Consider the following 20029-nt stretch of genomic DNA (forward strand, 5'->3'; position numbering starts at 1 on the left):
GAAATAATATTCTTCATCCTGAAATTCAGATTCATTCAAGATATATTTTTTATGCACTAGCGTAGAATCATTTCTAACTGTTTTTTTTGTTCCATTGAATGAAGAAGATTCTTAATTTGAATATCAAAATTATCAGACAATTATAGAATTATACCGGCAGTAATATGAAATCTTTATACATCTTCTTTTTAGTAATGCTTCTTACGAACATGATATTCCCGCAGGATCTTCCTCATAAAATGAGTGAAACTGAAGAATACCTGATGCGGACTTATCAGCATCCTATTCCTGAAACGGACTGGATAACACCTCCTGTCAAACCTGTAAGAACTATGGCTGAATGGGAAGAGTTAAGCGGAGTTATTGTTACATGGACTTCTTACCAGAGTATATTAAGACAAATAGTAGATTATGCACAGGAAGAATGCATCGTCTATATAGTTTGCACTGATTCAAATTCTGTCCGCAGTTATTTGACAAGCGGAGGAGTTCCGCTAAGTAATCTGAAATTTATTTTAGCTTCATATAATTCAATATGGGTAAGGGACTATGGTCCGTGGTGTGTTTACTCGGATGATGCAGACAGCATGTACATTGTAGACTGGATTTACAATCGTCCCCGTCCCCAGGATGACTTGATTCCATCAGTGTTTGCTGCGAATAAAAATTATCCTTTGTACCAGATGACTGTCGCGCCAAATGATGTGGTTGCTACTGGCGGAAATTTTATGACAGACGGACTTGGTACAGCGTTTTCTTCAAATTTAATTTTGAACGAGAACCCAACAAAATCCGAAGCACAGATTGATACGATTTTCAAAAAGTATATGGGAATTGATGAGTATATAAAAATGCCGACTCTTCCTTATGACGGGATTCATCACATAGACATGCATATGAAACTACTTGATGAAGAAACATTGCTTGTAGGACAATATCCTAACGGTGTATCAGACGGACCGCAGATAGAAGCCAACCTGCAGTACATCATGAATAATTTTCAGACGAAATACGGGCGACCATTTAAGGTTATTAGAATTCCCATGCCTCCGGATGCATCTGGATCGTATCCGAGTTCGGGTGGCGATTACAGAACTTATACAAATTCGGTTATCCTGAATAAGACTGTTATTGTTCCGACATACGCACCGCAATATGACACAACTGCACTTAGAATTTACAGAGAGGCTATGCCAGGCTACAATATCGTTGGGATAAACTGCAACCAGATTATAACCGCATTGGGAGCTATTCATTGTATAACCAAGGAGATTGGTGTTGAAGAGCCAATATTTATTTCACATCCTAAAATTCTGACAACCCAAAATTCAGTAAATGGTTATGAAGTAAAAGCAATAATTAAAACAAGGACAGGAGTTTCGACAGCAACATTATTCTGGTCGGTCGATACATTAGCAGGATTTAATTCAGTACCGATGACGAATACAATCGGTGATACATTCACTGCTGATATTCCATTTCAAAATCTCAGCACAAAAGTTTTTTATTACATTTCTGCGACGTCTAATTCGGGAAGAGTAATTAGTAAACCGATGACATCGCCATCAGGTGCTTACCGGTTTATTGTTGATTCTGTTGTTCCTGTTGAACTGATCAGTTTAAATGCAACTGTGGAAATGAAACAGGTGATTTTAAAGTGGAGCACTTCCACCGAAACAAATAATTATGGATTTGAAATACAAAGATCATCTGCTGATCAGCCAGAATGGAAACAAATTGGTTTTGTAGAAGGAAATGGTACATCTGTTCAGCCGCATTCTTATACTTTCACTGACAAAAATTTAGTCCGCGGAAAATATTCTTATCGTTTGAAACAGATTGATACTGATGGAAGTTTTGAATTTTCTGATGTAGTCACTGCTGATGTAACTACCGTAGGTAATTATTCTATTGAACAAAACTATCCTAATCCATTTAACCCGGAAACAACAATAAGATTTACAGTACCCGCCGATGGTATTGTTATGATAAAAGTCTTTGATATATTCGGTCAGGAAATTAAAACACTTATCAATGATCAACGTTCTGCCGGCGAATACTACTGCACGTGGAATGGTACTGATGAAAACGGAAATTCTGTTGCAAGCGGATGTTATGTTTATCGTATTGAAGCAGGGGATTTTAGTCATTCGCTGAAAATGCTGTTGATGAAATAAAATCAAAAACATTTATAAATAACATTTGTTTATTAGGAGGATTAATGCCTGTAAAACCATCTGAAAAAGAAGATGAATATTTTTATCGTCTTGAGTTTGAGGAAAGAAGAAAAAAAGAAGAAGAAAAAATTGCCCGTCAAAAAGAAGAGGAAAAAATAAAGTTAAAGGAACTGCATTATATGCATTGTCCAAAATGCGGTCAGCAGCTCATTGAAATTAATTATAAAAACATCGCAGTTGATAAGTGTTCCGGATGTGAAGGTATCTGGCTTGATGCCGGGGAGCTTGAATTAATTTCCAGGATGGAAAAAGGCACACTGGATAAATGGTTCAGCGTATTTAAAAAATAATATTTCCGCTTATTGTTCGGTTTGCAAAAATTCCATTGTCAGTGGGATTTTTGATTTTAAAATAATCCGGACAATAATAAATTGATCTTTTTTCCGGCAACACCTAAAGCAAATCAGATTTTATACGATTATATGAGTGTCGCAATTGATTTAATGGCAGCGATATATGTGCTAATGGTACTATGGTAAGTGACGGGAATTAAGATAGATTTATTTGATAGAGAAAGCGGATTACAAGCGGACTTTGAACGGTAATTCAGTCTTTCAACTGTAATGATTATCACACAGACAAAAGCGGCTTGATATCAAAACAGGGCTAATCAGGGTATACTTTTCTTCCCGTTAAACTATAATCAAGTTTTTATGGCTCTTAAACTGATTCGCATATAAAGGAATTAAATACGGGAAAAATTATGAAAACCTCTTCTTTCAGTACTTCGATATCTCGAAAAATTTCAATGACTGTGGCTATTGGAATTTTCTCCTTACTCAGCATCGCTCTTGTTATATTCTTAATCTATTCTGAAAACTCAAAACAAAATTCAGCTAATGAAACAATTCACGAATTGAACAAGTCAATGAAAGAATCGATTGTCTTCTCAATGTCGCAGGGTGTAACAGAAGTTGAACCGTTTATTGAACGGATGAAAACAATAGAAAATATTAAGGATCTGAGAATAATTCCGAGCGGCTTAATAAATGAAGATGATGCAAAAAAGATGGATAGTGAAGAACAAAAAGTTCTTTCATCTAAAGAGGAGATAAACATTGAGGAAGACTTTAATAACGTCCCTGTTTTCAGATCTGTAAGCCCAATTCTTGCTGAAGAAACGTGTCTTGATTGTCACGACGGAAAAGCCGGCGATGTTTATGCTGTAATGAGCATACGGTATTCAATGGAAGAAACTCACGCGGCAATATCAAATGAAAGACTGAGCGGAATTATATTTATTCTTTTCCTTGTATTTTTTGTATGGGCTTTTATTGTCTTCCTGGTTAAGAAAAATATTCTTAATGATCTGTTCAAGTTTATAAAAGCGACAAAGGAATTCTCAAAAGGAAATCTTAATGTTGAAATCGACTGCGTAAGAAAAGATGAATTCGGGGAAATGGCAGACTCATTAAAACATCTGCAGCAAAATCTTACATCACAGGCTGATACACTCCAGGAATTTGCTAAAGGTAATTTTGATGCGGATGTAACCGTGCTTTCATCAGAAGATAAACTTGGTCACTCAGTTGAACAAATCAAACATTCACTGAATAATTTATCTAAAGATGCAAAGTCTCTTTCAGTTGCCGCAGAAGAAGGTAACCTGTCTGAACGCGCAAATGAATCGGTACACGCAGGTATATTCCGCAAGATCATTCACGGCTTCAATAAAACCTTTGACTATTTAACTGAGCCTATCAAAGAAGGTTCTGCCGTTCTTGCTCATTATTCACAAGGGGATTTAAGTCTGAGAATGAATGGTGAATATAAAGGTGAACATCAACATCTGAAAAATGATATTAACAGGCTTGGCGAATCTTTATCAGAACTTATTAACCAGGTCGCCCAGGCAGTGCAGGCAACTGCGAGCGCGGCAAACCAGATCAGCTCAAGTTCCGAGGAGATGGCGGCAGGAGCGCAGCAGCAATCATCTCAAGCCGCTGAAGTAGCAAGTGCGATAGAAGAGATGACAAAAACAATTTATGAAACTACAAAAAATACAGTCAGTGCTTCCGATGCAAGTAAACATGCCGGACAGGTTGCTGATGAAGGCGGTGAAATTGTAAAACTTACAATCGACGGTATGAATAAAATAGCGGATGTGGTTAGAAAGAGCGCGGTAACAGTACAGGCATTAGGAAAAAACAGTGACCAGATCGGTGAGATAATCCAGGTGATTGATGATATAGCTGATCAGACAAATCTCCTGGCATTAAATGCAGCGATAGAAGCTGCCCGCGCCGGTGAACAGGGCAGAGGTTTTGCAGTTGTCGCTGATGAGGTCCGCAAACTTGCAGAGAGAACAACCAAAGCGACGAAAGAAATTGCTTCAATGATTAAAAATATTCAGCAGGATACTTTCGATGCTGTCGATTCAATGCAAAAGGGTACGGATGAAGTGGAATCAGGCAAAGCCCTTGCAGAAAAAGCCGGCTCATCACTCGAACAGATTATTAACGGCGCCGGAAAGGTTGTCGACATCGTTACACAGGTTGCAGCAGCAAGTGAGGAACAATCAAGTGCCGCTGAACAAATCAGTAAAAACATTGAATCGATTAATCACGTTACTCAGGAAAGCGCACAGGGGATACAACAAATAGCAAGTGCGGAAGAAGATTTGAACAGACTTACAAATACACTTGAAGATTTAATCTCACGATTTAAATTAAGTGAAGCAGGCGGTCATGCAGTCAGGTAAAATGGGAGGCTTGTTACAATCTGATAAACTATATAGTAGTTTGATACAGTTGATTGCAATAAATAATACGGGTCAATATTTTACACGAGGCAAATGTTCTAAGTGGAATAATAACTATAACTAAACAATTCTGAATTATCTCCGATAATCACAGCAGATAAACTTGAAATAAGTTCAAAAAAAACATACATGGCACGAAAGTTTATTTGAACTTTATACTATAATAAATGCGGAGCTCTTTTTAATGAAATACTTTTCCTTCCTTATAATTTTTTTAGCGCTTACCATAATTGGATGTAATGATAATTCAGATTCTTTAACCGGTTCCGATCAAAATCAGCCCGGCTCACTCTTAAAATTACCCGGCTCACATGAATTTTCAATTAGCCGGTTAATTAATGGTGACCTCGGGGGAGAACTATTAATTGACACCAGTTATGCAGGCGGACCTTTTGATACAGTCAAAATTCATTCACATATCGTTTTCCCTCCAAATTCATTTGATGGTGAAGTTAATATTTCTATGACGATTGAGGGCACTCAGGCAGTCCTGGTCTTTGAACCTTCAATGATGTTTGATAGTTCAGCTACTCTTAACGTTAGATTTGACGGACTGGATTTGACGGGAGTCAATCCATCGACGATAAATTTTGTTTATCTTAATGATGACGGAACAACAAATCGTGTTAACAGGAAAGATCTGAAAGTCGTTTATGGTCTTGGCAGGATACAATTGGTTGATGGAAACATTCCTCATTTTACACGATTAGGTTTTACGAGGTAAAAATATTTTTAAACACGGAAGAAAGTATTAAATAAAAATTTTCTGAATTAAACACGAATAAAAAATATTGTTAGCAGTCAAGTAATTCGTATGATTTACATGTAACAATTGCATTTATCTCTCTGACTTTGAAAAGTAATATGCGAATTGGATAAGTATTACTTTCCATCCCTCATGGCATTTCCTTTGTGCAAAATTGTGTCTAAACCATAATATTTTAAATGAGGGAGAGACTCATCATGAAAAATTTCTTATTCATTGCACTTTTTTTATCGTTGATTATCGGGGGGTGCGAAGATAAACCCGAATTATCAACTAAACCCGACGGCTCAAATAAAGCTGAATGGATCAAATTACCTGCAAAAGTTAACAGCACACTCGAAAAAGTTTTTTATGTGGAAAAATCTATTAATGGGCAGACAGGTGGAGAAATACTTTTGGACGCAAGCTATGCTGGCGGACCTTTAGGAACTGTGTATGTCTACTCAAAAATAATTTTCCCTCCAAATTCTTTTAATGGTACTGTAAACTTTACAATGACAGTAAGCGATGATGAAGCAGTATTAATTTTTGAACCTTCAATGGTTTTTAATCTGCCTGCAATTCTCGATGTAAGGTTTGAAGGTCTTGATTTAACCGGGATTGATCCTGCTGCCGTTAGTTTTTATTATAAAAATGATGACGGAAGTGTTGAGTATGTTGACCGTAACACACTTACAGTCGATGTTCGCAAAGGGAAACTGCACCTTGATGATGCTATAATTCCTCACTTTACAAGACTGGGATTTACAAGGTAAATCAAACACAAAACCATTCTATAAACCCGCTTTTATAAGCGGGTATTTTAATAAAAATCAAACTTGCTTGCCTCAAATTCACAGACTAAATTTGATTTGTAAATAATAAGTTAAACTGAAAAATATTCTGAAGTTTAACAGTTAATGTTCACTTTACATTTAGTCTTATGAAAAAATACAATTACCTGCTATCGTTCTTATTAATAATTTTTGGCTGTTCACCTAAAAGTGATCTGTTGAAAAATGAAATTGAATTTTCACCCGGCGGAAAAATAGTATCTGTTTATACTACCGCCGACAGCACTGAACTGAGATTGACCAAAACAAATACTCTCTCTTTCAGTCACGCTCTTCAGCCAATCGAATCTGAAATATCTGTTTTTGTTAATCCCTCAAAGCAATACCAGGAGTTTATCGGAATAGGCGGCGCGATTACCGATGCATCAGCAGAGGTATTCTTTAAACTTTCAAGTGAAAAGCAGAAGGAATTACTAAATGCGTATTACAACAGGGAAGAAGGAATCGGTTACACACTAGCGCGTACAAATATTCACTCATGTGATTTTAGTTCAGGCAGTTATACTTACGTATCCGATGAAAGTAAAGAACTAAATACTTTCAGTGTTGATCACGATAAACAGTTTAGAATCCCGTTGATAAAACAGGCATTGAAAACTTCAGGCGGATTACTTTTATATGCAAGTCCATGGAGCCCGCCCGCTTTTATGAAGGACTCAAAAAATATGCTTAAGGGAGGAAAACTTCTTCCTGAATATTATCAGTCGTGGGCAGATTATTTTACGAAGTTTATCAAAGCTTATGAGCAGGAAGGAATTTCTGTTTGGGGTATTACAATTCAAAACGAACCAATGGCTACGCAAACATGGGAGTCATGCATTTTCACAGCTGAAGAGGAAAGAGATTTTCTCAAAAATTATCTCGGTCCAACGATGGAGAAGGAAGGTCTAGCAGACAAAAAAATAATTGTCTGGGATCACAACCGTGACCTTGTTACTCACAGAGCAGATGTGATTTTTTCAGATCCGGAAGCTTCAAAGTATGCATGGGGTTTGGGCTTCCATTGGTATGAGACATGGGCTGGCGGACAGCCGATGTATGATAACATCACAAATGTACACGAATCATATCCGGATAAACATTTGATATTCACTGAAGGTTGCGCTGACAGCTATCAGCCTGATCAATATCAGAGGTGGAGAAATGGAGAACGATATGGTCAGCAAATGATCAATGATTTTAACTGCGGGACTGTTGGCTGGACTGACTGGAATATTCTGCTTGATGAAAAAGGCGGACCAAACCATGTTGGTAATTTTTGTTTTGCCCCTATTCACGCTGATACACAAACGGGAGAATTAATTTACACTCCATCATATTTCTATATCGGACATTTTTCAAAATTCATTAAACCCGGTGCAAGAAGAATCAGCACCGCCAGCAGCAGAAGTCACTTGTTAAGTACCTCATTCATTAATACAGATGGCAGTGTTGCTACCGTCGTAATGAATCAAAGTGATTTGAAAATAAAATACAAATTGTATGTTGGGTCAAAAGCGGTTGAAATAGAGATACTGCCTCACGCAATTCAGACATTGCTTTACTAGAGTTTATAAGACTCATATCCGAATTAAAGGCTCAACTCGTTTGAGCCTTTTTCATTTACTCAAACCATTTCATTTTAACACTGAAGAAAATTGGTTTCAGCCAAAGGGCTAGATGCTATTATTTTCTTTCAACCAGTGATAACCGGAAATGGATTTGAAGAACTTTTCTCTTTTCATTGCTTCTGAGCGAGTTGAGAATTCTTCGAAGTAGATTAACTCCCAGGGCTTAAATTTTTTAGTATAGGTTGAAAGTCCGGAGTTATGATCACTTAATCTTTTTTCAAGGTTCGAAGTGTGACCAAAGTAATGTTTATTATTGACTTTTGATTTGAGAATATAGACTAAAAAATTATTCATAAAATGGAAAAGCCTCCGTTAGTGGAAGCTTTTGCGGAGAGGGAGGGATTCGAACCCTCGGTAAAGGTATACCCCCTACGACGGTTTAGCAAACCGTTGGTTTCAGCCACTCACCCACCTCTCCGGGTTTTTATGCTGAAATTTTTGCAGTGCAAAGATAGTACAATTCTCCAAAACTTAAAAAAGTTTTTGAGAATGTCAGAAGAACAACTTATAAGTCAGCCGAAAATTTCTTGAAGCTTCCGGTAATATCACTTTTACGCGTGATAAATGGTTCCTGTATTCCTTGTTGAAAATATTTTCTGCAACGAATGAAAAATTATTAATAACAGGACCAGCGACAAGAGAATATTGTGCAAACCCACCGACAATTCCATAACCTGATGTTGGCTCTTCATAGATATCTGTTCTGTTCTGCTTTGCTGTCAGTTCACAATTAATTCCTATCCCAAAATTTTCAGAAGTATACCTTAATTCCAGGTTGGTTTTAAATGGAGGTATCTGGGGAAGGGGAGATGAACTGCTTTTTATTTCACCATATGTATATGACGACGAAATATGAAATGAAATATTTTCTACAATTTTTATGTCACTTGAGAATTCAATTCCCCTGAAACCAGCCGATACTCCTTCTGTTTGATAAATAGGTAGTAATGTTTGAAAATTAATTTTACCTGAATTTCTTGGAATGATATAATAGTCCAGTTCATTCGCAAAAAAAGTTAGTGATGATGAAATCCATTCATCGCGGTAAGAAAAATATAACTCGGTGCCGATTCCCCGTTCATCCCTAAGATCGGGGTTTCCGGTCTCGTAAGAATAAGCTGCGAGATGAGGACCTGCAGAGTACAACTCTTCAATTGTAGGAACGCGGGACGATCTGCTTAAATTCAATCCTGTCAAAAAATTTTCAGCGATCTTATGTGATACCGATGCAGAGAGTGAATATGTAAAGAAATCTCTTTGCTTAACTTGTCTTCCGTTAATTGATATGCCGGTGGCTGAAGGTTTCAACTGATCGTACGAAAACCTTATTGCAGTTTCAAAATTAAAATTCATTACTGAAAATTGTTGAAAGCTAAATAAGGATGTTTTAAGTGAGGTTGTAGCAGGAGTAAAAACGAAACCACCGACTTTAAAATCTCTGAATTCGAATGACAATCCCGTTAAACCTTTCTCTGCGAACAAAAGTTTTTTGTTATGAAGTTCAAGCTGACTTCTATAATTAAAAATTGTAAATTCTGCACCAATCAGATCAGCTCTTTCATATTCTGTTTGTTTAAAATAATCTCTGGCAAAATCAAATCTTAAATTTGAAAAGTGTTCCGTATCGATTTTTATTTTTGATTTAAAGTTGATCTGTCTCTTAAAAATTTCAATGTCTACACCATTTGGGTGAGCACCGACAAATCCTCCGGGAATTCCGTATTCAGAGGAATATTCCCTGATTGAAATTCCATTATTCCCCCAATCATTTATAAAACCCAAGCCAACACTATAATTTTGTGTAAAGATGTTTGAGTTTTTAAGTTTGGCTATCGGTGTAGTTATATCATCTGTTTTTCTTTTAGTGAACTCACCACGTAAAACGAAATTATTAATTGGAATTGAGACTACTCCTGAACCAAGAAAACCTTTATTTACAGTTTCTCCATAAATTCCCAGCAGTCCTGTGATAGATGCTGGAATATTGTCTGGTATTTCTCCCCGTATAATATTTACAACTCCGCCAATTGTTGTTGAGTTTTGCGTAAGAACTTTTGGACCTCTTACAACTTCAATTCTTTCAATCGTGAATGGCTCTATTGCAACAGCATGATCAGGCGAGGTGGATGATAAATCCGTTGATTGAATTCCATCTTCTGTAATTTGAATTCTGTCATTACCCAGTCCTCTTATTACAGGACGTGCCGGCGCTGGTCCCATACTTCTTATTGCCAGACCCGTTTCATTTTTTAAAGTGGAAGCAAGAGTAAGGCTTATTTCCCTTTCAAGCTCTTTTCCTTTTAAAACATTTATGAACTCATTCATATCATCAAATTGATAATCTTCGTGTGTGCCTGTGATGACCACCGTTGAGGTTTCAAGAGCAATCGGACTTAAGTGAACTATTATACCTTTAATAATTTCTTTGTCAACCAGAACTTTTAAATATGAAGTTTTATATCCTATGTAACTTATCTCTAAAGTATAGTTGCCATACGGAAGATTTGGAATGGTGAAAAGACCATTTTTGTCTGTTATATCTGCGTGAGTGGTTGAAGCAACATTCACCAAAGCTTTATCAAGCGGCTGATCATTTGATATATCAAGTACTATTCCCTGAATCTCTCCCACAGTCATCTGCTGAGGCAAGATTATGAACTGTACCGATAAAATTATTGCTGCAATCACAAAATGATTGCAGCGTATTCTCTTTATTACTTTCATTTATGGAATCACTGTTATAGTGATAGGGAAAGAATCAAACTCAGAACTACCACCAACAATCAGACTAAATGTGATTGTGCATGTGCCTGCAGCTTTTCCTTTTATCTGAATTACCCAAGGTTCATCAGTTTGAGTGATTACTTCAGCAATACTACTATCACTTAAAACAGATTGCAAATGATGCAGCGGGTACTCAGGCTGAAAATAATGTCCCAGTGCATCAAAATATTCAATTAAAATGTGATCAGTTGTTGAATCTTTTTGGACTTCAATTGCACCAGTTGAATTTGTATCTGACGCCGTTGCAATGAGGGTTCCATTTTCCTCATAAGTTAGACGTAAACCAATGGGTTCGCCGTGGGCAGTTGTATCAACATCGATAAGCACAGGAATGTATGGAGTTCTAACGTCAACATGTCCAGCATGCAGAACCTGTAATTCAATTGAAGTGGATCCGGTTTGCTTTCCTTTAAGATGAAAAGCCCAGTCACCAGGACTATCCTGAACAATCGCCAATTTACTTGTATCGGAAATTGTCCATCCAAATTGATGATCAGCATCTGAGGGGGGATTAAAAATATTTCGTTGTGCATCTAAGAATTTTACTGTCAAGTGATCAGAAAGCGCATTTAAAGGTGCTTTAAAAGTTGTATCAACCGTTTGACTATTCCATGAACTTTGAATAACACCTTGCCAAACCACTAAGATTGGTTTTTGAGTGGCATCTCGTATTAGCCAACCCTCTGGTTCAAAGTGTTCTGTAGGCGGAATTACCGGGTCACTTTCGTTGCAGCCATTAAATAGAACAATTGAAAGCAGTACCAGTGATATAAACTGAATAAAATATTTGGTTTTATTAAACATAATTATCTCCATTTAAAATGTTAAGACAGGAATTTTCCTGACAATTCTAATTATAAGAAGAGGATATAATTATGAAAGTGGTGGAGCTCTAAGCGAATGCTGATCTGATAGTACAGAAAAAATCTGACCCGGTTGTTTCCTGAAATGCGAAAGTCCTATAGAAGGAAAAGGCTTAATTATTTCAGAAGAAGTTTCAAATTTTAATAAAGTTAGAGAAGCATAATTGGCGTATATAGAACAGGATTGATTCTGAGTATAAAGAAATATATGAGAAGAGGCTGTGGGAACTTTAGTTTCTGAATATTTATTTTCAGCCAGTAAATCAATGTGATGATGATGTACTGTGTTCAATCCAATCAGAAATGTATAGCATAGCAGGATTAGGAATGAAACTCTTCGTTTAATATGATTTTTGAAATCTAACTTCATGTCGAATGCAAAATTAAGCAATTGAAATTTTAATACAAGTATAAGATTTAATGACCATTGATTAAATCAGATACTTACAAGATGATAAATACCCTAAATATTTTTTTTGTAAAGTAATATGGTTGAAGCCTAGTTTGGTAATAAATACTCCATTTAATAACTTTGATTTCAAATTTTGAAAACATAGGAGATTAAATGCCCCGGTTTGAATCTGTAGATTATTTTAATACTGAATCACTTTTGGTCGATGAAGAAAAGATGATTAGGGATGCAGTTCGTGATTTTGTTTCATCCGAAGTATTACCAATAATAGAATCATATAATCGGGAATCTAAATTTCCTCAGCACCTCGTTCCTTTAATGGGTGAATTAGGCTTGTTTGGAATTACACTGCCTCAGGAATATGGTTGTGCCGGATTGAACAATGTGTGTTACGGACTTGTGATGCAGGAATTAGAGCGTGGTGATAGTGGGCTCAGGAGTTTTGCGTCAGTTCAAAATTCACTGGTTATGTATCCCATACATGCATTTGGAAGTGATGAACATAAGAAAAAATGGCTGCCATTACTAGCAACCGGTAACAAAATAGGTTGTTTTGGATTAACTGAACCGGATTTCGGATCAAATCCTGGAGGGATGAAAACTAAAGCTGAGAAAACTGCAGATGGGTTTGTTATTAATGGTGCCAAGATGTGGATCACAAATGGAACTATTGCAGATGTTGCAGTAGTTTGGGCAAAACTGGATGGAACAGTAAGAGGTTTCCTTGTAGAGAAGGGAACCAAAGGTTTTACCGCCCCTGAAATGAAGGGGAAACATTCTTTAAGGGCATCAGTAACCTCAGAATTAGTTTTTGATAATGTTGAAGTGCCGTTTGAAAATCTTCTTCCAAATACCAGCGGATTAAAAAACGCGTTGATGTGTCTTAACCAGGCACGATATGGGATTGCCTGGGGTGTGGTTGGTGCAATGATTGCCTGTTATTCAACAGCATTAGATTATGCCAAATCAAGAATTCAATTCTCAAAGCCGATTGCAGGTTATCAGATAACGCAGCAGAAACTTGTTTATATCTTAACAGAAATTACTAAAGCCCAATTGTTGAATTTGCAGCTTGGCAGATTGAAAGATTCAGGAGCACTTAAGCATACACAGGTCTCAATGGCAAAATTAAACAATTGTGAAAAAGCTCTTGAGATTGCAAGAATTGCCAGAGAAATTCTTGGAGCAAACGGTATCCTTGATGAATATCCGGTTATGCGGCATTCCGCAAATCTTGAATCAGTCAAAACATATGAAGGCACTCATGAAATGCACACACTAATTATTGGTGAAGATATAACTGGCTATCCTGCTTTTGAATAAAGATTTACAGCGTTTAATAAATTGAATTAATATGAATAAAGATAAAAAATATTTTGAAGGTCTTACATTTGACGACATTCTTTTAGTACCAGGAAAATCCTCCGTATTGCCAAGAGAAGTTGATACGACCACTTTCCTAACAAATGAAATCAAGCTTAATATTCCTTTGGTTTCTGCAGCAATGGATACAGTCACCGAGTCTGAGTTAGCGGTAGCAATTGCGAGAGAAGGTGGAATGGGCATTCTTCACAAGAACATGAGCATACAGGAGCAGTGTGAGGAAGTGGATAAAGTTAAGAGATCAGAAAGTGGAATGATCAGAAATCCTGTAACCCTGAAACCTGGTCAAACGATTGGTGATGCATTAGATGTGATGAAAAAATATCGGGTGTCTGGAATACCGGTGATAAATGATAGTGGAAAGCTGGTTGGTATTCTGACCAATAGAGATCTTAGATTCGAACCTAATAAAAGTCTCTTGGTGAAAGACCTGATGACTAAGGAAAATTTAATAACTGCACCACTTGGGACCAACCTTGAAAAAGCAGAAACTATTCTTCAAAAGTATAAAATAGAAAAACTGCCCGTAGTTGATAAACAAGGAATGCTCAAAGGATTGATTACTTTCAAAGATATTCTGAAGAAAAAGAAACACCCATTAGCGTGTAAAGATCATCATGGCAGACTTCGAGTTGGAGCAGCAGTGGGAGTTACATATGACACGATTGATAGAATAGCTGCGCTTGTAAAAGCAGGTGTTGATGCGGTTGTAATTGACACTGCTCACGGACATTCCGTGGGTGTTATGCGAATGATTAAAGAAATCAGGAAAAAATTTAAATATGAGCAACTAATTGCTGGTAATATTGCTACTTATGAAGCGGCAGTTGACTTGATAAATTGCAAACTTGATGCACTTAAAGTTGGAATTGGACCAGGTTCTATATGTACAACTCGCGTTATTGCCGGGGTTGGTGTTCCTCAAATTACTGCCATTTCGGATGTATTCAGAGCTGCGAATAAAACCGGAATCCCGGTTATTGCAGACGGAGGGATCAAACAGACCGGAGATGTAGCAAAAGCTATTGCTGCCGGAGCAGATTCTGTAATGATCGGCGGATTATTCGCCGGAGTGGAAGAGAGTCCCGGAGAAAAAATACTTTTCGAAGGAAGAAGTTTTAAATTGTACCGCGGTATGGGGTCATTATCTGCAATGAAAAAAGGAAGTAAAGACAGATATTTTCAGGATGCTGAAGATGATATCGCTAAACTTGTACCGGAGGGTGTTGAGGGAAGAGTACCATTTAAAGGACCTTTAGCGGATACAACTTATCAATTGATCGGTGGATTAAGAGCCGCGATGGGATACTGCGGTGTTAAAAATATTAATCAGCTTAAAACAAAATCCAAGTTTATTAAAATCACTCTAGCTGGTTTAAAAGAAAGTCATCCGCATGATGTGATCATAACAAAGGAAGCCCCAAATTATCATTCTTAAAATTGTGTCTTCTGATTTATTACGTAATTCATTTTTCGGGAATCCCTGATGTTCAAAGTTCTGGTCATAGCTTATTACTTTCCACCAATGGGGCTAAGCGGAGTTCAACGCACACTTAAATTTACCAAGTACCTGAAAAAATATAACTGGGAACCTACTGTAATTACGGCTTCAGATACGGGTTACTTTGCCCATGATAATTCACTACTTAAGGAAGCTGATGAAGCTGGTATCCGTATATTGCGTACAAAAGGAAATGATCCGAACTCGCGATTGGCTAAATTCGGAACTATAAAACCACCGCATGAAATCATCCGAAAGTTATTTAGTAGAATCAGTCAGACTATCTACATCCCTGATAATAAAATTTCATGGTCACGACAGGCATTTAAGTTATGCTCCGAATTATTAGAAAAAGAAAAATTTGATTTGATATTTGTCACCGGTCCGCCATTCTCCGCTTTCACAATGGCTGCTAAATTGAAGAAAAAATTTAACATCCCTCTATTTGTTGATTATCGTGACTTATGGTTTGACAGCTATCATGCTTTTTATCCAACCCCGTATCATAAATATCTAAATAAGAAATACGAATACCAGGCGCTTAAAGCTGCTGACAGAATAAGTGTGACAAACAGAAAGATAAAAGAAAAATTAATTAACACTTATAAATTTTTAACCTTCGAAGATATTGTCATAATCTCACATGGTTTTGATCCTGAAGATTTTGAAAAAATAAAAGCCGATCCTAAACCGAATAGAAAAATGATCCTTACCTATTCAGGAATATTCTATTCTCACATAACGCCAAAATATTTTTTACTAGCATTCAAGCAGCTTACAAAAGAACTGCCACATATAGCATCAGAAATAGAATTACACTTTGTTGGGCATCTTAACAAAACTAATCAGGCGCTTATAAAAAAATTAAATCTTGAAGAGTTTGTTAAAGACTTTGGGTACTTAAATCACAATGAAGCAGTAAAAAAGATACTTTCAAGTGATGTTTTATGGATGATGCTGGGGCGATGGAAAAACAGCGATCATATTCTTCCCGGGAAACTTTTCGAATATATAGGCGCACGTAAACCATTTATTGTTTCAGTTCCTGATGGAGCTGCAAGAAGCGCCTCTGAGAGTTATGGCGCTGCGTTTATTACTGAACCTGATGATGTTGAAAAAATAAAAAACACCATTGCTGAAGTTTACCATCTTTACACAATCGACAAACTTCCCTTGCCGGATGATGAATACATCTCTAAACATCGGCGGGATTACCTCACCGAGCAACTTGCTAAACAATTCCAGGGAATTGTAAAAACCGGGATAGTATGAACGTATTACTTATTGGGTCCGGCGGTCGTGAACATGCATTAGCAATAAAAATCTGTGAGAGCAAATCACTTACAAAATTAATTTGCTCACCCGGGAATCCTGGGATTTCCAAACTTGCAGAAATCCCTTTATTAAATATCTCCAACTCATCAGAAGTAATAAATTTTTGTAATGCAAACAAAATAGATCTGGTTGTAATAGGATCTGAAAAGCCGTTAGCAGATGGATTGGCAAACGTCTTAAGGCAAAATAAAATTAATGTATTTGGTCCTGATGCTGAAGCTGCAGCAATCGAATCTGAAAAATCTTTTGCCAAAAATCTGATGATCAAGTATAAAATTCCTACAGCATCTTTCGCTGAGTTTGACAATAGTCAGATTAATGAAGCAAAATCTCATTTAAAGAAATTGAGTTATCCATTAGTTATCAAGGCGGATGGGCTTGCAGCAGGCAAGGGAGTAATAATTTGTCACAATCAACGTCAGGCGATTGAAGCGGTTAATGAAATGCTTGTCAATAAATCATTTGGAGAAGCAGGCAATAAAATTATCATTGAAGAATTTATGGATGGCGAGGAAGCTTCAATCTTTGCTATAACTGATGGGAAAGATTTTGTATGTCTGCCGGCAGCACAGGATCATAAAAGAATTGGTGATAATGATACCGGAAAAAACACCGGCGGGATGGGTGCATATGCACCTGCGCCGTTGATCACAGATGAATTACAAACATCGATTGAAAAATTAATTATCGAACCGACCATAAATGCTTTAATGGATGAAGGCAAACCGTTTGTCGGTTGTTTGTACGCCGGATTGATGATTACTCCGGATGGACCGAAGGTAGTTGAATTCAACTGCAGGTTTGGTGATCCTGAAACACAGGCTGTACTACCGCTTTTACAGGGAGACTTTTTAGAACTACTTTACACTGCAGGTTGCGGTAGAATTAATACGCAGAGTATCAGTTATAATGGTGGTTCATCTGTTTGTGTTGTACTTGCTTCAGGGGGTTATCCGGATGAATATAAATCAGGTTTTGAAATATCAGGATTAGGTGCACTTCCTGAAAATATTATTGCTTATCACGCAGGTACAAAATTAAGCGAAGGAAAAATTGTCACTGCCGGGGGCAGAGTATTAGGAATAACTTCGGTGATTTCAAATAATGATTTAATGTCTGCGAAACAACTTGCTTATAATGCCATCTCACAGATTAACTTCGAAGGAATGTACTTTAGAAAAGATATTTCGGATAAAGCAATCAATCGGTAGGGAACTTTTATTTAAAAACTAACTTTCAATTTCTAAGTGATAAAAACTCAGAGTCATACTTTGTAAGATGACCTGAAATCGCAAGGAGTATCAGGTTCTCAACAATTTTTATAATTCCAACCCTTGAACCCCCGGCAGTTCCGAAACACCCGCAGTCAATATTTAATCCACGCAGCAAACTAATGGCTATCATAATAATAAAAAGCACAAGCAGTGTACTTATTATCATTGAGTTTTCTTTTACCGATACTCCGAAAATCAGCAGCAATCCTGCGGCTAGTTCAATCCATGGTAAAGTGATAGCAATAAAATTTATAGTAAAGTCCGGAAGCAATTTATAGTTGACTATTGAATTTGCGAACCCTGAAGGTTCCAATGCTTTTTCCAAACCGGCATAGATAAAAACGAAACCTGTTATCAATCGTAGGACAAGTAACAAATATTTATTTGAAAAAAGTTTCTGCATGACTACATCTCTTCATAAGGAATAGATGAAGGATACTTTGCCGCTTCCCACTCTTCCCATCCGCCGACAAATAAATAGATCTTTTTATAACCCATTTCAAAAAGTACATCTCCAAGCATATCACTCATATCACAATCTTTACCATTGCAGTAAATCACAAAAGGTTTTGTTTCAATAATATTTTTTAACTCACCTTTATATCCTTCAAACTGGTAGAATGGAATATTTATAGAATTGGGAATATGATTTCTCAAAAAATCTTCCCGGTTCCTGGCATCTATAAATGGCATTCCTTGATTAAAGAATTTATATGCCTGTTTGATGCTTATGGCTAAAGGCTTATCAAATCCTTTATCCTCAATTGGAAATTGTTTTTTGACCGTGCGCTTATCATTTGTGGAATCAATCTTTAAACCTTCAGTCTTCACAACAATAGTGTCGATGTGTGCTTTTAGTGAATCTATACTCTTATAAGAATCAGGTTCACCAATTTCTAGTGAATCAGCCCAGGTTCGTTCGGTCTCACTTCGGATTAATCCAATACCATCCGGATTAAAGTAGTTAAATACAAATCCGGTGAGACTGCTGAAAATGATTATTTGTAAAATTATTTTTTTCTGCATACGGTTAAAAAAGTTGCCGCTAAAATGATAAAACGAAAATGCAATTGCAATGATAATCTGTATTGAGTTTTATTGCACTCGAAGTATTGTAAGAAATATAACCCGACCAATAGATTTTATTAAATCCATTGTCTATGTTTGCATAGCCGACAATCCACAGGGAAACCAAATGTCTTTAAATGGTGTTTTGAAAATATTCCTGCTAACAGTATTAACGCTTACATTTTCATTTCTGCCAGCATCACCTAAAAATTATTCTGATGAAAATAAATTTATCAGTATTGACAAATCATTATTAAAATCCGGCGATATTATTTTCAGGAGAGGATTAAGTTTTGTCAGTAATATGATCCTGATGGCTGACAGCAAATCACCATACTCACACACCGGACTAATTGTTTGTGAGGGAGAAAAAATATTTGTTATTCACACCACACCGGATGAATCTGATGATGGAATCGACATCGTAAAATATGACTTACTGGAAGATTTTTTAAGGCTGGACAGAGCTTCGTCGACTTCTGTTTACAGGTTGTCCGATTCAATGCAATCTGTTTATTCAGTGAAATCTGTTGAGGCAGCAAAAAAATTCTTTAATGAAAAAATATTATTCGATGCGGCGCTGGATTTATCAACGTCAGATAAATTATACTGCACTGAACTGGTATGGAAAGCATATCTTGCTTCGGGGCTTGATCTGATCGATTCTAAATTTGAATATCTTAAAATACCACTGAGCAAAGGTTCATACATTTTACCGGGAACGTTAATCAATAGTCCATATTTAAAACAAATAATATCAAACACCCAATACAAGGAGTAACAATGAAACATCTTCACAAGTTCAGTTTTATAGCGGCACTTATTATTTTTTTATTTGCAGGATGTGGCGGATCATCAGGACCGGATGATGTGGTAAATGATTTTTTCAGATCAATTGAATCGGGTGACACAGACAAAGCAGCTGGAATGATGTCATCTCAATTAGTATCTATGATGGGAAAAGAAAAATTGGCAACTGCACTTGAAGAGCAAACCAAGGAAATGAAGGAGAAGGGCGGAATAAGTGATATAAAAATTACCGATAAGGAAGAGAAGGAAGAGTCGGTTACGATGAACGTAACCATAACTTACGGAGATGGTTCAACCAAAAGTGAAAAAACGAAATTAGTGCTTGAAGACGGTGAATGGAAGATAGGTATAGCAAAATAGTTTTGAGCTTAAATCAACACTAAATAAAAAGT

At 36.7% G+C, this 20029-nt stretch carries 17 protein-coding genes and 1 tRNA gene; 12 read left to right on the forward strand and 6 right to left on the reverse strand.

Features of this window, described 5'->3' with window-relative positions:
* The first annotated feature begins 164 nt into the window (after positions 1 to 164).
* The 6 genes from IPM56_06585 (at position 165) to IPM56_06610 (ending at position 8144) form a co-directional block, all read left to right on the forward strand.
* Positions 165 to 2177, forward strand: coding sequence for an agmatine deiminase family protein (locus tag IPM56_06585; protein QQS37615.1), 2013 nt, complete (start codon positions 165 to 167; stop codon positions 2175 to 2177).
* A 44-nt stretch (positions 2178 to 2221) separates the two neighbouring features.
* Entirely contained in the window at positions 2222 to 2527 is a 306-nt protein-coding gene (locus tag IPM56_06590; protein ID QQS37616.1) for a zf-TFIIB domain-containing protein, read from the forward strand.
* Between the two features lie 413 nt (positions 2528 to 2940).
* Positions 2941 to 4938 carry a HAMP domain-containing protein gene (locus tag IPM56_06595; GenBank protein QQS37617.1) on the forward strand — a complete coding sequence of 666 codons (1998 nt, stop codon included), beginning with the start codon at positions 2941 to 2943 and terminating at the stop codon, positions 4936 to 4938.
* 244 nt (positions 4939 to 5182) lie between these two features.
* Positions 5183 to 5722: a hypothetical protein gene (locus tag IPM56_06600; GenBank protein QQS37618.1), complete on the forward strand. Its 540-nt coding sequence runs from the start codon at positions 5183 to 5185 to the stop codon at positions 5720 to 5722.
* Between the two features lie 239 nt (positions 5723 to 5961).
* Complete coding sequence (locus IPM56_06605) at positions 5962 to 6519, forward strand: hypothetical protein (protein ID QQS37619.1); 558 nt, start codon at positions 5962 to 5964, stop codon at positions 6517 to 6519.
* A gap of 167 nt (positions 6520 to 6686) precedes the next feature.
* Positions 6687 to 8144: a glycoside hydrolase family 30 protein gene (locus IPM56_06610; GenBank protein ID QQS37620.1), complete on the forward strand. Its 1458-nt coding sequence runs from the start codon at positions 6687 to 6689 to the stop codon at positions 8142 to 8144.
* Between the two features lie 108 nt (positions 8145 to 8252).
* On the opposite strand, the gene IPM56_06615 is transcribed toward IPM56_06610, so the two are convergent.
* The 4 genes from IPM56_06615 to IPM56_06630 form a co-directional block, all read right to left on the reverse strand.
* A complete protein-coding gene (locus tag IPM56_06615; protein ID QQS37621.1) occupies positions 8253 to 8501 on the reverse strand; it encodes a GIY-YIG nuclease family protein in 249 nt (82 codons plus the stop codon).
* A gap of 34 nt (positions 8502 to 8535) precedes the next feature.
* Positions 8536 to 8625 (reverse strand) — tRNA-Ser (locus IPM56_06620).
* Between the two features lie 74 nt (positions 8626 to 8699).
* Positions 8700 to 10931: a TonB-dependent receptor gene (locus IPM56_06625; GenBank protein QQS37622.1), complete on the reverse strand. Its 2232-nt coding sequence runs from the start codon at positions 10929 to 10931 to the stop codon at positions 8700 to 8702.
* The gene (locus tag IPM56_06630) at positions 10932 to 11795 is read right to left on the reverse strand and encodes a hypothetical protein (GenBank protein QQS37623.1); all 864 of its coding nucleotides are present in this window, start codon (positions 11793 to 11795) and stop codon (positions 10932 to 10934) included.
* A 624-nt stretch (positions 11796 to 12419) separates the two neighbouring features.
* On the opposite strand from IPM56_06630, the gene IPM56_06635 reads away from it, so the two are divergent.
* Genes IPM56_06635 through purD form a run of 4 tightly spaced genes read left to right on the forward strand, consistent with a single transcriptional unit; the run spans position 12420 to position 17696 of the window.
* On the forward strand, positions 12420 to 13589 hold the full coding sequence (locus IPM56_06635; GenBank protein ID QQS37624.1) for an acyl-CoA dehydrogenase family protein: 1170 nt from the start codon (positions 12420 to 12422) through the stop codon (positions 13587 to 13589).
* A 31-nt stretch (positions 13590 to 13620) separates the two neighbouring features.
* Positions 13621 to 15087: an IMP dehydrogenase gene (guaB, locus tag IPM56_06640; GenBank protein ID QQS37625.1), complete on the forward strand. Its 1467-nt coding sequence runs from the start codon at positions 13621 to 13623 to the stop codon at positions 15085 to 15087.
* A gap of 48 nt (positions 15088 to 15135) precedes the next feature.
* Positions 15136 to 16422 carry a glycosyltransferase gene (locus IPM56_06645; protein ID QQS37626.1) on the forward strand — a complete coding sequence of 429 codons (1287 nt, stop codon included), beginning with the start codon at positions 15136 to 15138 and terminating at the stop codon, positions 16420 to 16422.
* The gene (gene purD, locus IPM56_06650; GenBank protein QQS37627.1) at positions 16419 to 17696 is read left to right on the forward strand and encodes a phosphoribosylamine--glycine ligase; all 1278 of its coding nucleotides are present in this window, start codon (positions 16419 to 16421) and stop codon (positions 17694 to 17696) included. The genes IPM56_06645 and purD overlap by 4 nt, the downstream gene beginning before the upstream one ends.
* A gap of 25 nt (positions 17697 to 17721) precedes the next feature.
* Here the strand turns inward: purD and IPM56_06655 are convergent, their stop codons facing one another.
* Positions 17722 to 18162 carry a DoxX family membrane protein gene (locus tag IPM56_06655; protein ID QQS37628.1) on the reverse strand — a complete coding sequence of 147 codons (441 nt, stop codon included), beginning with the start codon at positions 18160 to 18162 and terminating at the stop codon, positions 17722 to 17724.
* Between the two features lie 2 nt (positions 18163 to 18164).
* On the reverse strand, positions 18165 to 18785 hold the full coding sequence (locus IPM56_06660; protein QQS37629.1) for a rhodanese-like domain-containing protein: 621 nt from the start codon (positions 18783 to 18785) through the stop codon (positions 18165 to 18167).
* 169 nt (positions 18786 to 18954) lie between these two features.
* On the opposite strand from IPM56_06660, the gene IPM56_06665 reads away from it, so the two are divergent.
* Both IPM56_06665 and IPM56_06670 read left to right on the forward strand, forming a co-directional pair.
* Positions 18955 to 19608, forward strand: coding sequence for a hypothetical protein (locus tag IPM56_06665; protein QQS37630.1), 654 nt, complete (start codon positions 18955 to 18957; stop codon positions 19606 to 19608).
* A gap of 2 nt (positions 19609 to 19610) precedes the next feature.
* Entirely contained in the window at positions 19611 to 19997 is a 387-nt protein-coding gene (locus IPM56_06670) for a DUF4878 domain-containing protein (GenBank protein QQS37631.1), read from the forward strand.
* Positions 19998 to 20029: the final 32 nt, after the last annotated feature.

It is taken from the genome of Ignavibacteriales bacterium (assembly GCA_016700155.1).
GTDB lineage: Bacteria > Bacteroidota > Ignavibacteria > Ignavibacteriales > Ignavibacteriaceae.

What these genes read in the sequence shown, in the direction of transcription:
- IPM56_06585 (QQS37615.1), top strand. Translation starts at nt 165, where the DNA reads ATGAAATCTTTATACATCTTCTTTTTAGTAATGCTTCTTACGAACATG.
- IPM56_06590 (QQS37616.1), top strand. Translation starts at nt 2,222, where the DNA reads ATGCCTGTAAAACCATCTGAAAAAGAAGATGAATATTTTTATCGTCTT.
- IPM56_06595 (QQS37617.1), top strand. Translation starts at nt 2,941, where the DNA reads ATGAAAACCTCTTCTTTCAGTACTTCGATATCTCGAAAAATTTCAATG.
- IPM56_06600 (QQS37618.1), top strand. Translation starts at nt 5,183, where the DNA reads ATGAAATACTTTTCCTTCCTTATAATTTTTTTAGCGCTTACCATAATT.
- IPM56_06605 (QQS37619.1), top strand. Translation starts at nt 5,962, where the DNA reads ATGAAAAATTTCTTATTCATTGCACTTTTTTTATCGTTGATTATCGGG.
- IPM56_06610 (QQS37620.1), top strand. Translation starts at nt 6,687, where the DNA reads ATGAAAAAATACAATTACCTGCTATCGTTCTTATTAATAATTTTTGGC.
- IPM56_06615 (QQS37621.1), bottom strand. Translation starts at nt 8,501, where the DNA reads ATGAATAATTTTTTAGTCTATATTCTCAAATCAAAAGTCAATAATAAA.
- IPM56_06625 (QQS37622.1), bottom strand. Translation starts at nt 10,931, where the DNA reads ATGAAAGTAATAAAGAGAATACGCTGCAATCATTTTGTGATTGCAGCA.
- IPM56_06630 (QQS37623.1), bottom strand. Translation starts at nt 11,795, where the DNA reads ATGTTTAATAAAACCAAATATTTTATTCAGTTTATATCACTGGTACTG.
- IPM56_06635 (QQS37624.1), top strand. Translation starts at nt 12,420, where the DNA reads ATGCCCCGGTTTGAATCTGTAGATTATTTTAATACTGAATCACTTTTG.
- guaB (QQS37625.1), top strand. Translation starts at nt 13,621, where the DNA reads ATGAATAAAGATAAAAAATATTTTGAAGGTCTTACATTTGACGACATT.
- IPM56_06645 (QQS37626.1), top strand. Translation starts at nt 15,136, where the DNA reads ATGTTCAAAGTTCTGGTCATAGCTTATTACTTTCCACCAATGGGGCTA.
- purD (QQS37627.1), top strand. Translation starts at nt 16,419, where the DNA reads ATGAACGTATTACTTATTGGGTCCGGCGGTCGTGAACATGCATTAGCA.
- IPM56_06655 (QQS37628.1), bottom strand. Translation starts at nt 18,162, where the DNA reads ATGCAGAAACTTTTTTCAAATAAATATTTGTTACTTGTCCTACGATTG.
- IPM56_06660 (QQS37629.1), bottom strand. Translation starts at nt 18,785, where the DNA reads ATGCAGAAAAAAATAATTTTACAAATAATCATTTTCAGCAGTCTCACC.
- IPM56_06665 (QQS37630.1), top strand. Translation starts at nt 18,955, where the DNA reads ATGTCTTTAAATGGTGTTTTGAAAATATTCCTGCTAACAGTATTAACG.
- IPM56_06670 (QQS37631.1), top strand. Translation starts at nt 19,611, where the DNA reads ATGAAACATCTTCACAAGTTCAGTTTTATAGCGGCACTTATTATTTTT.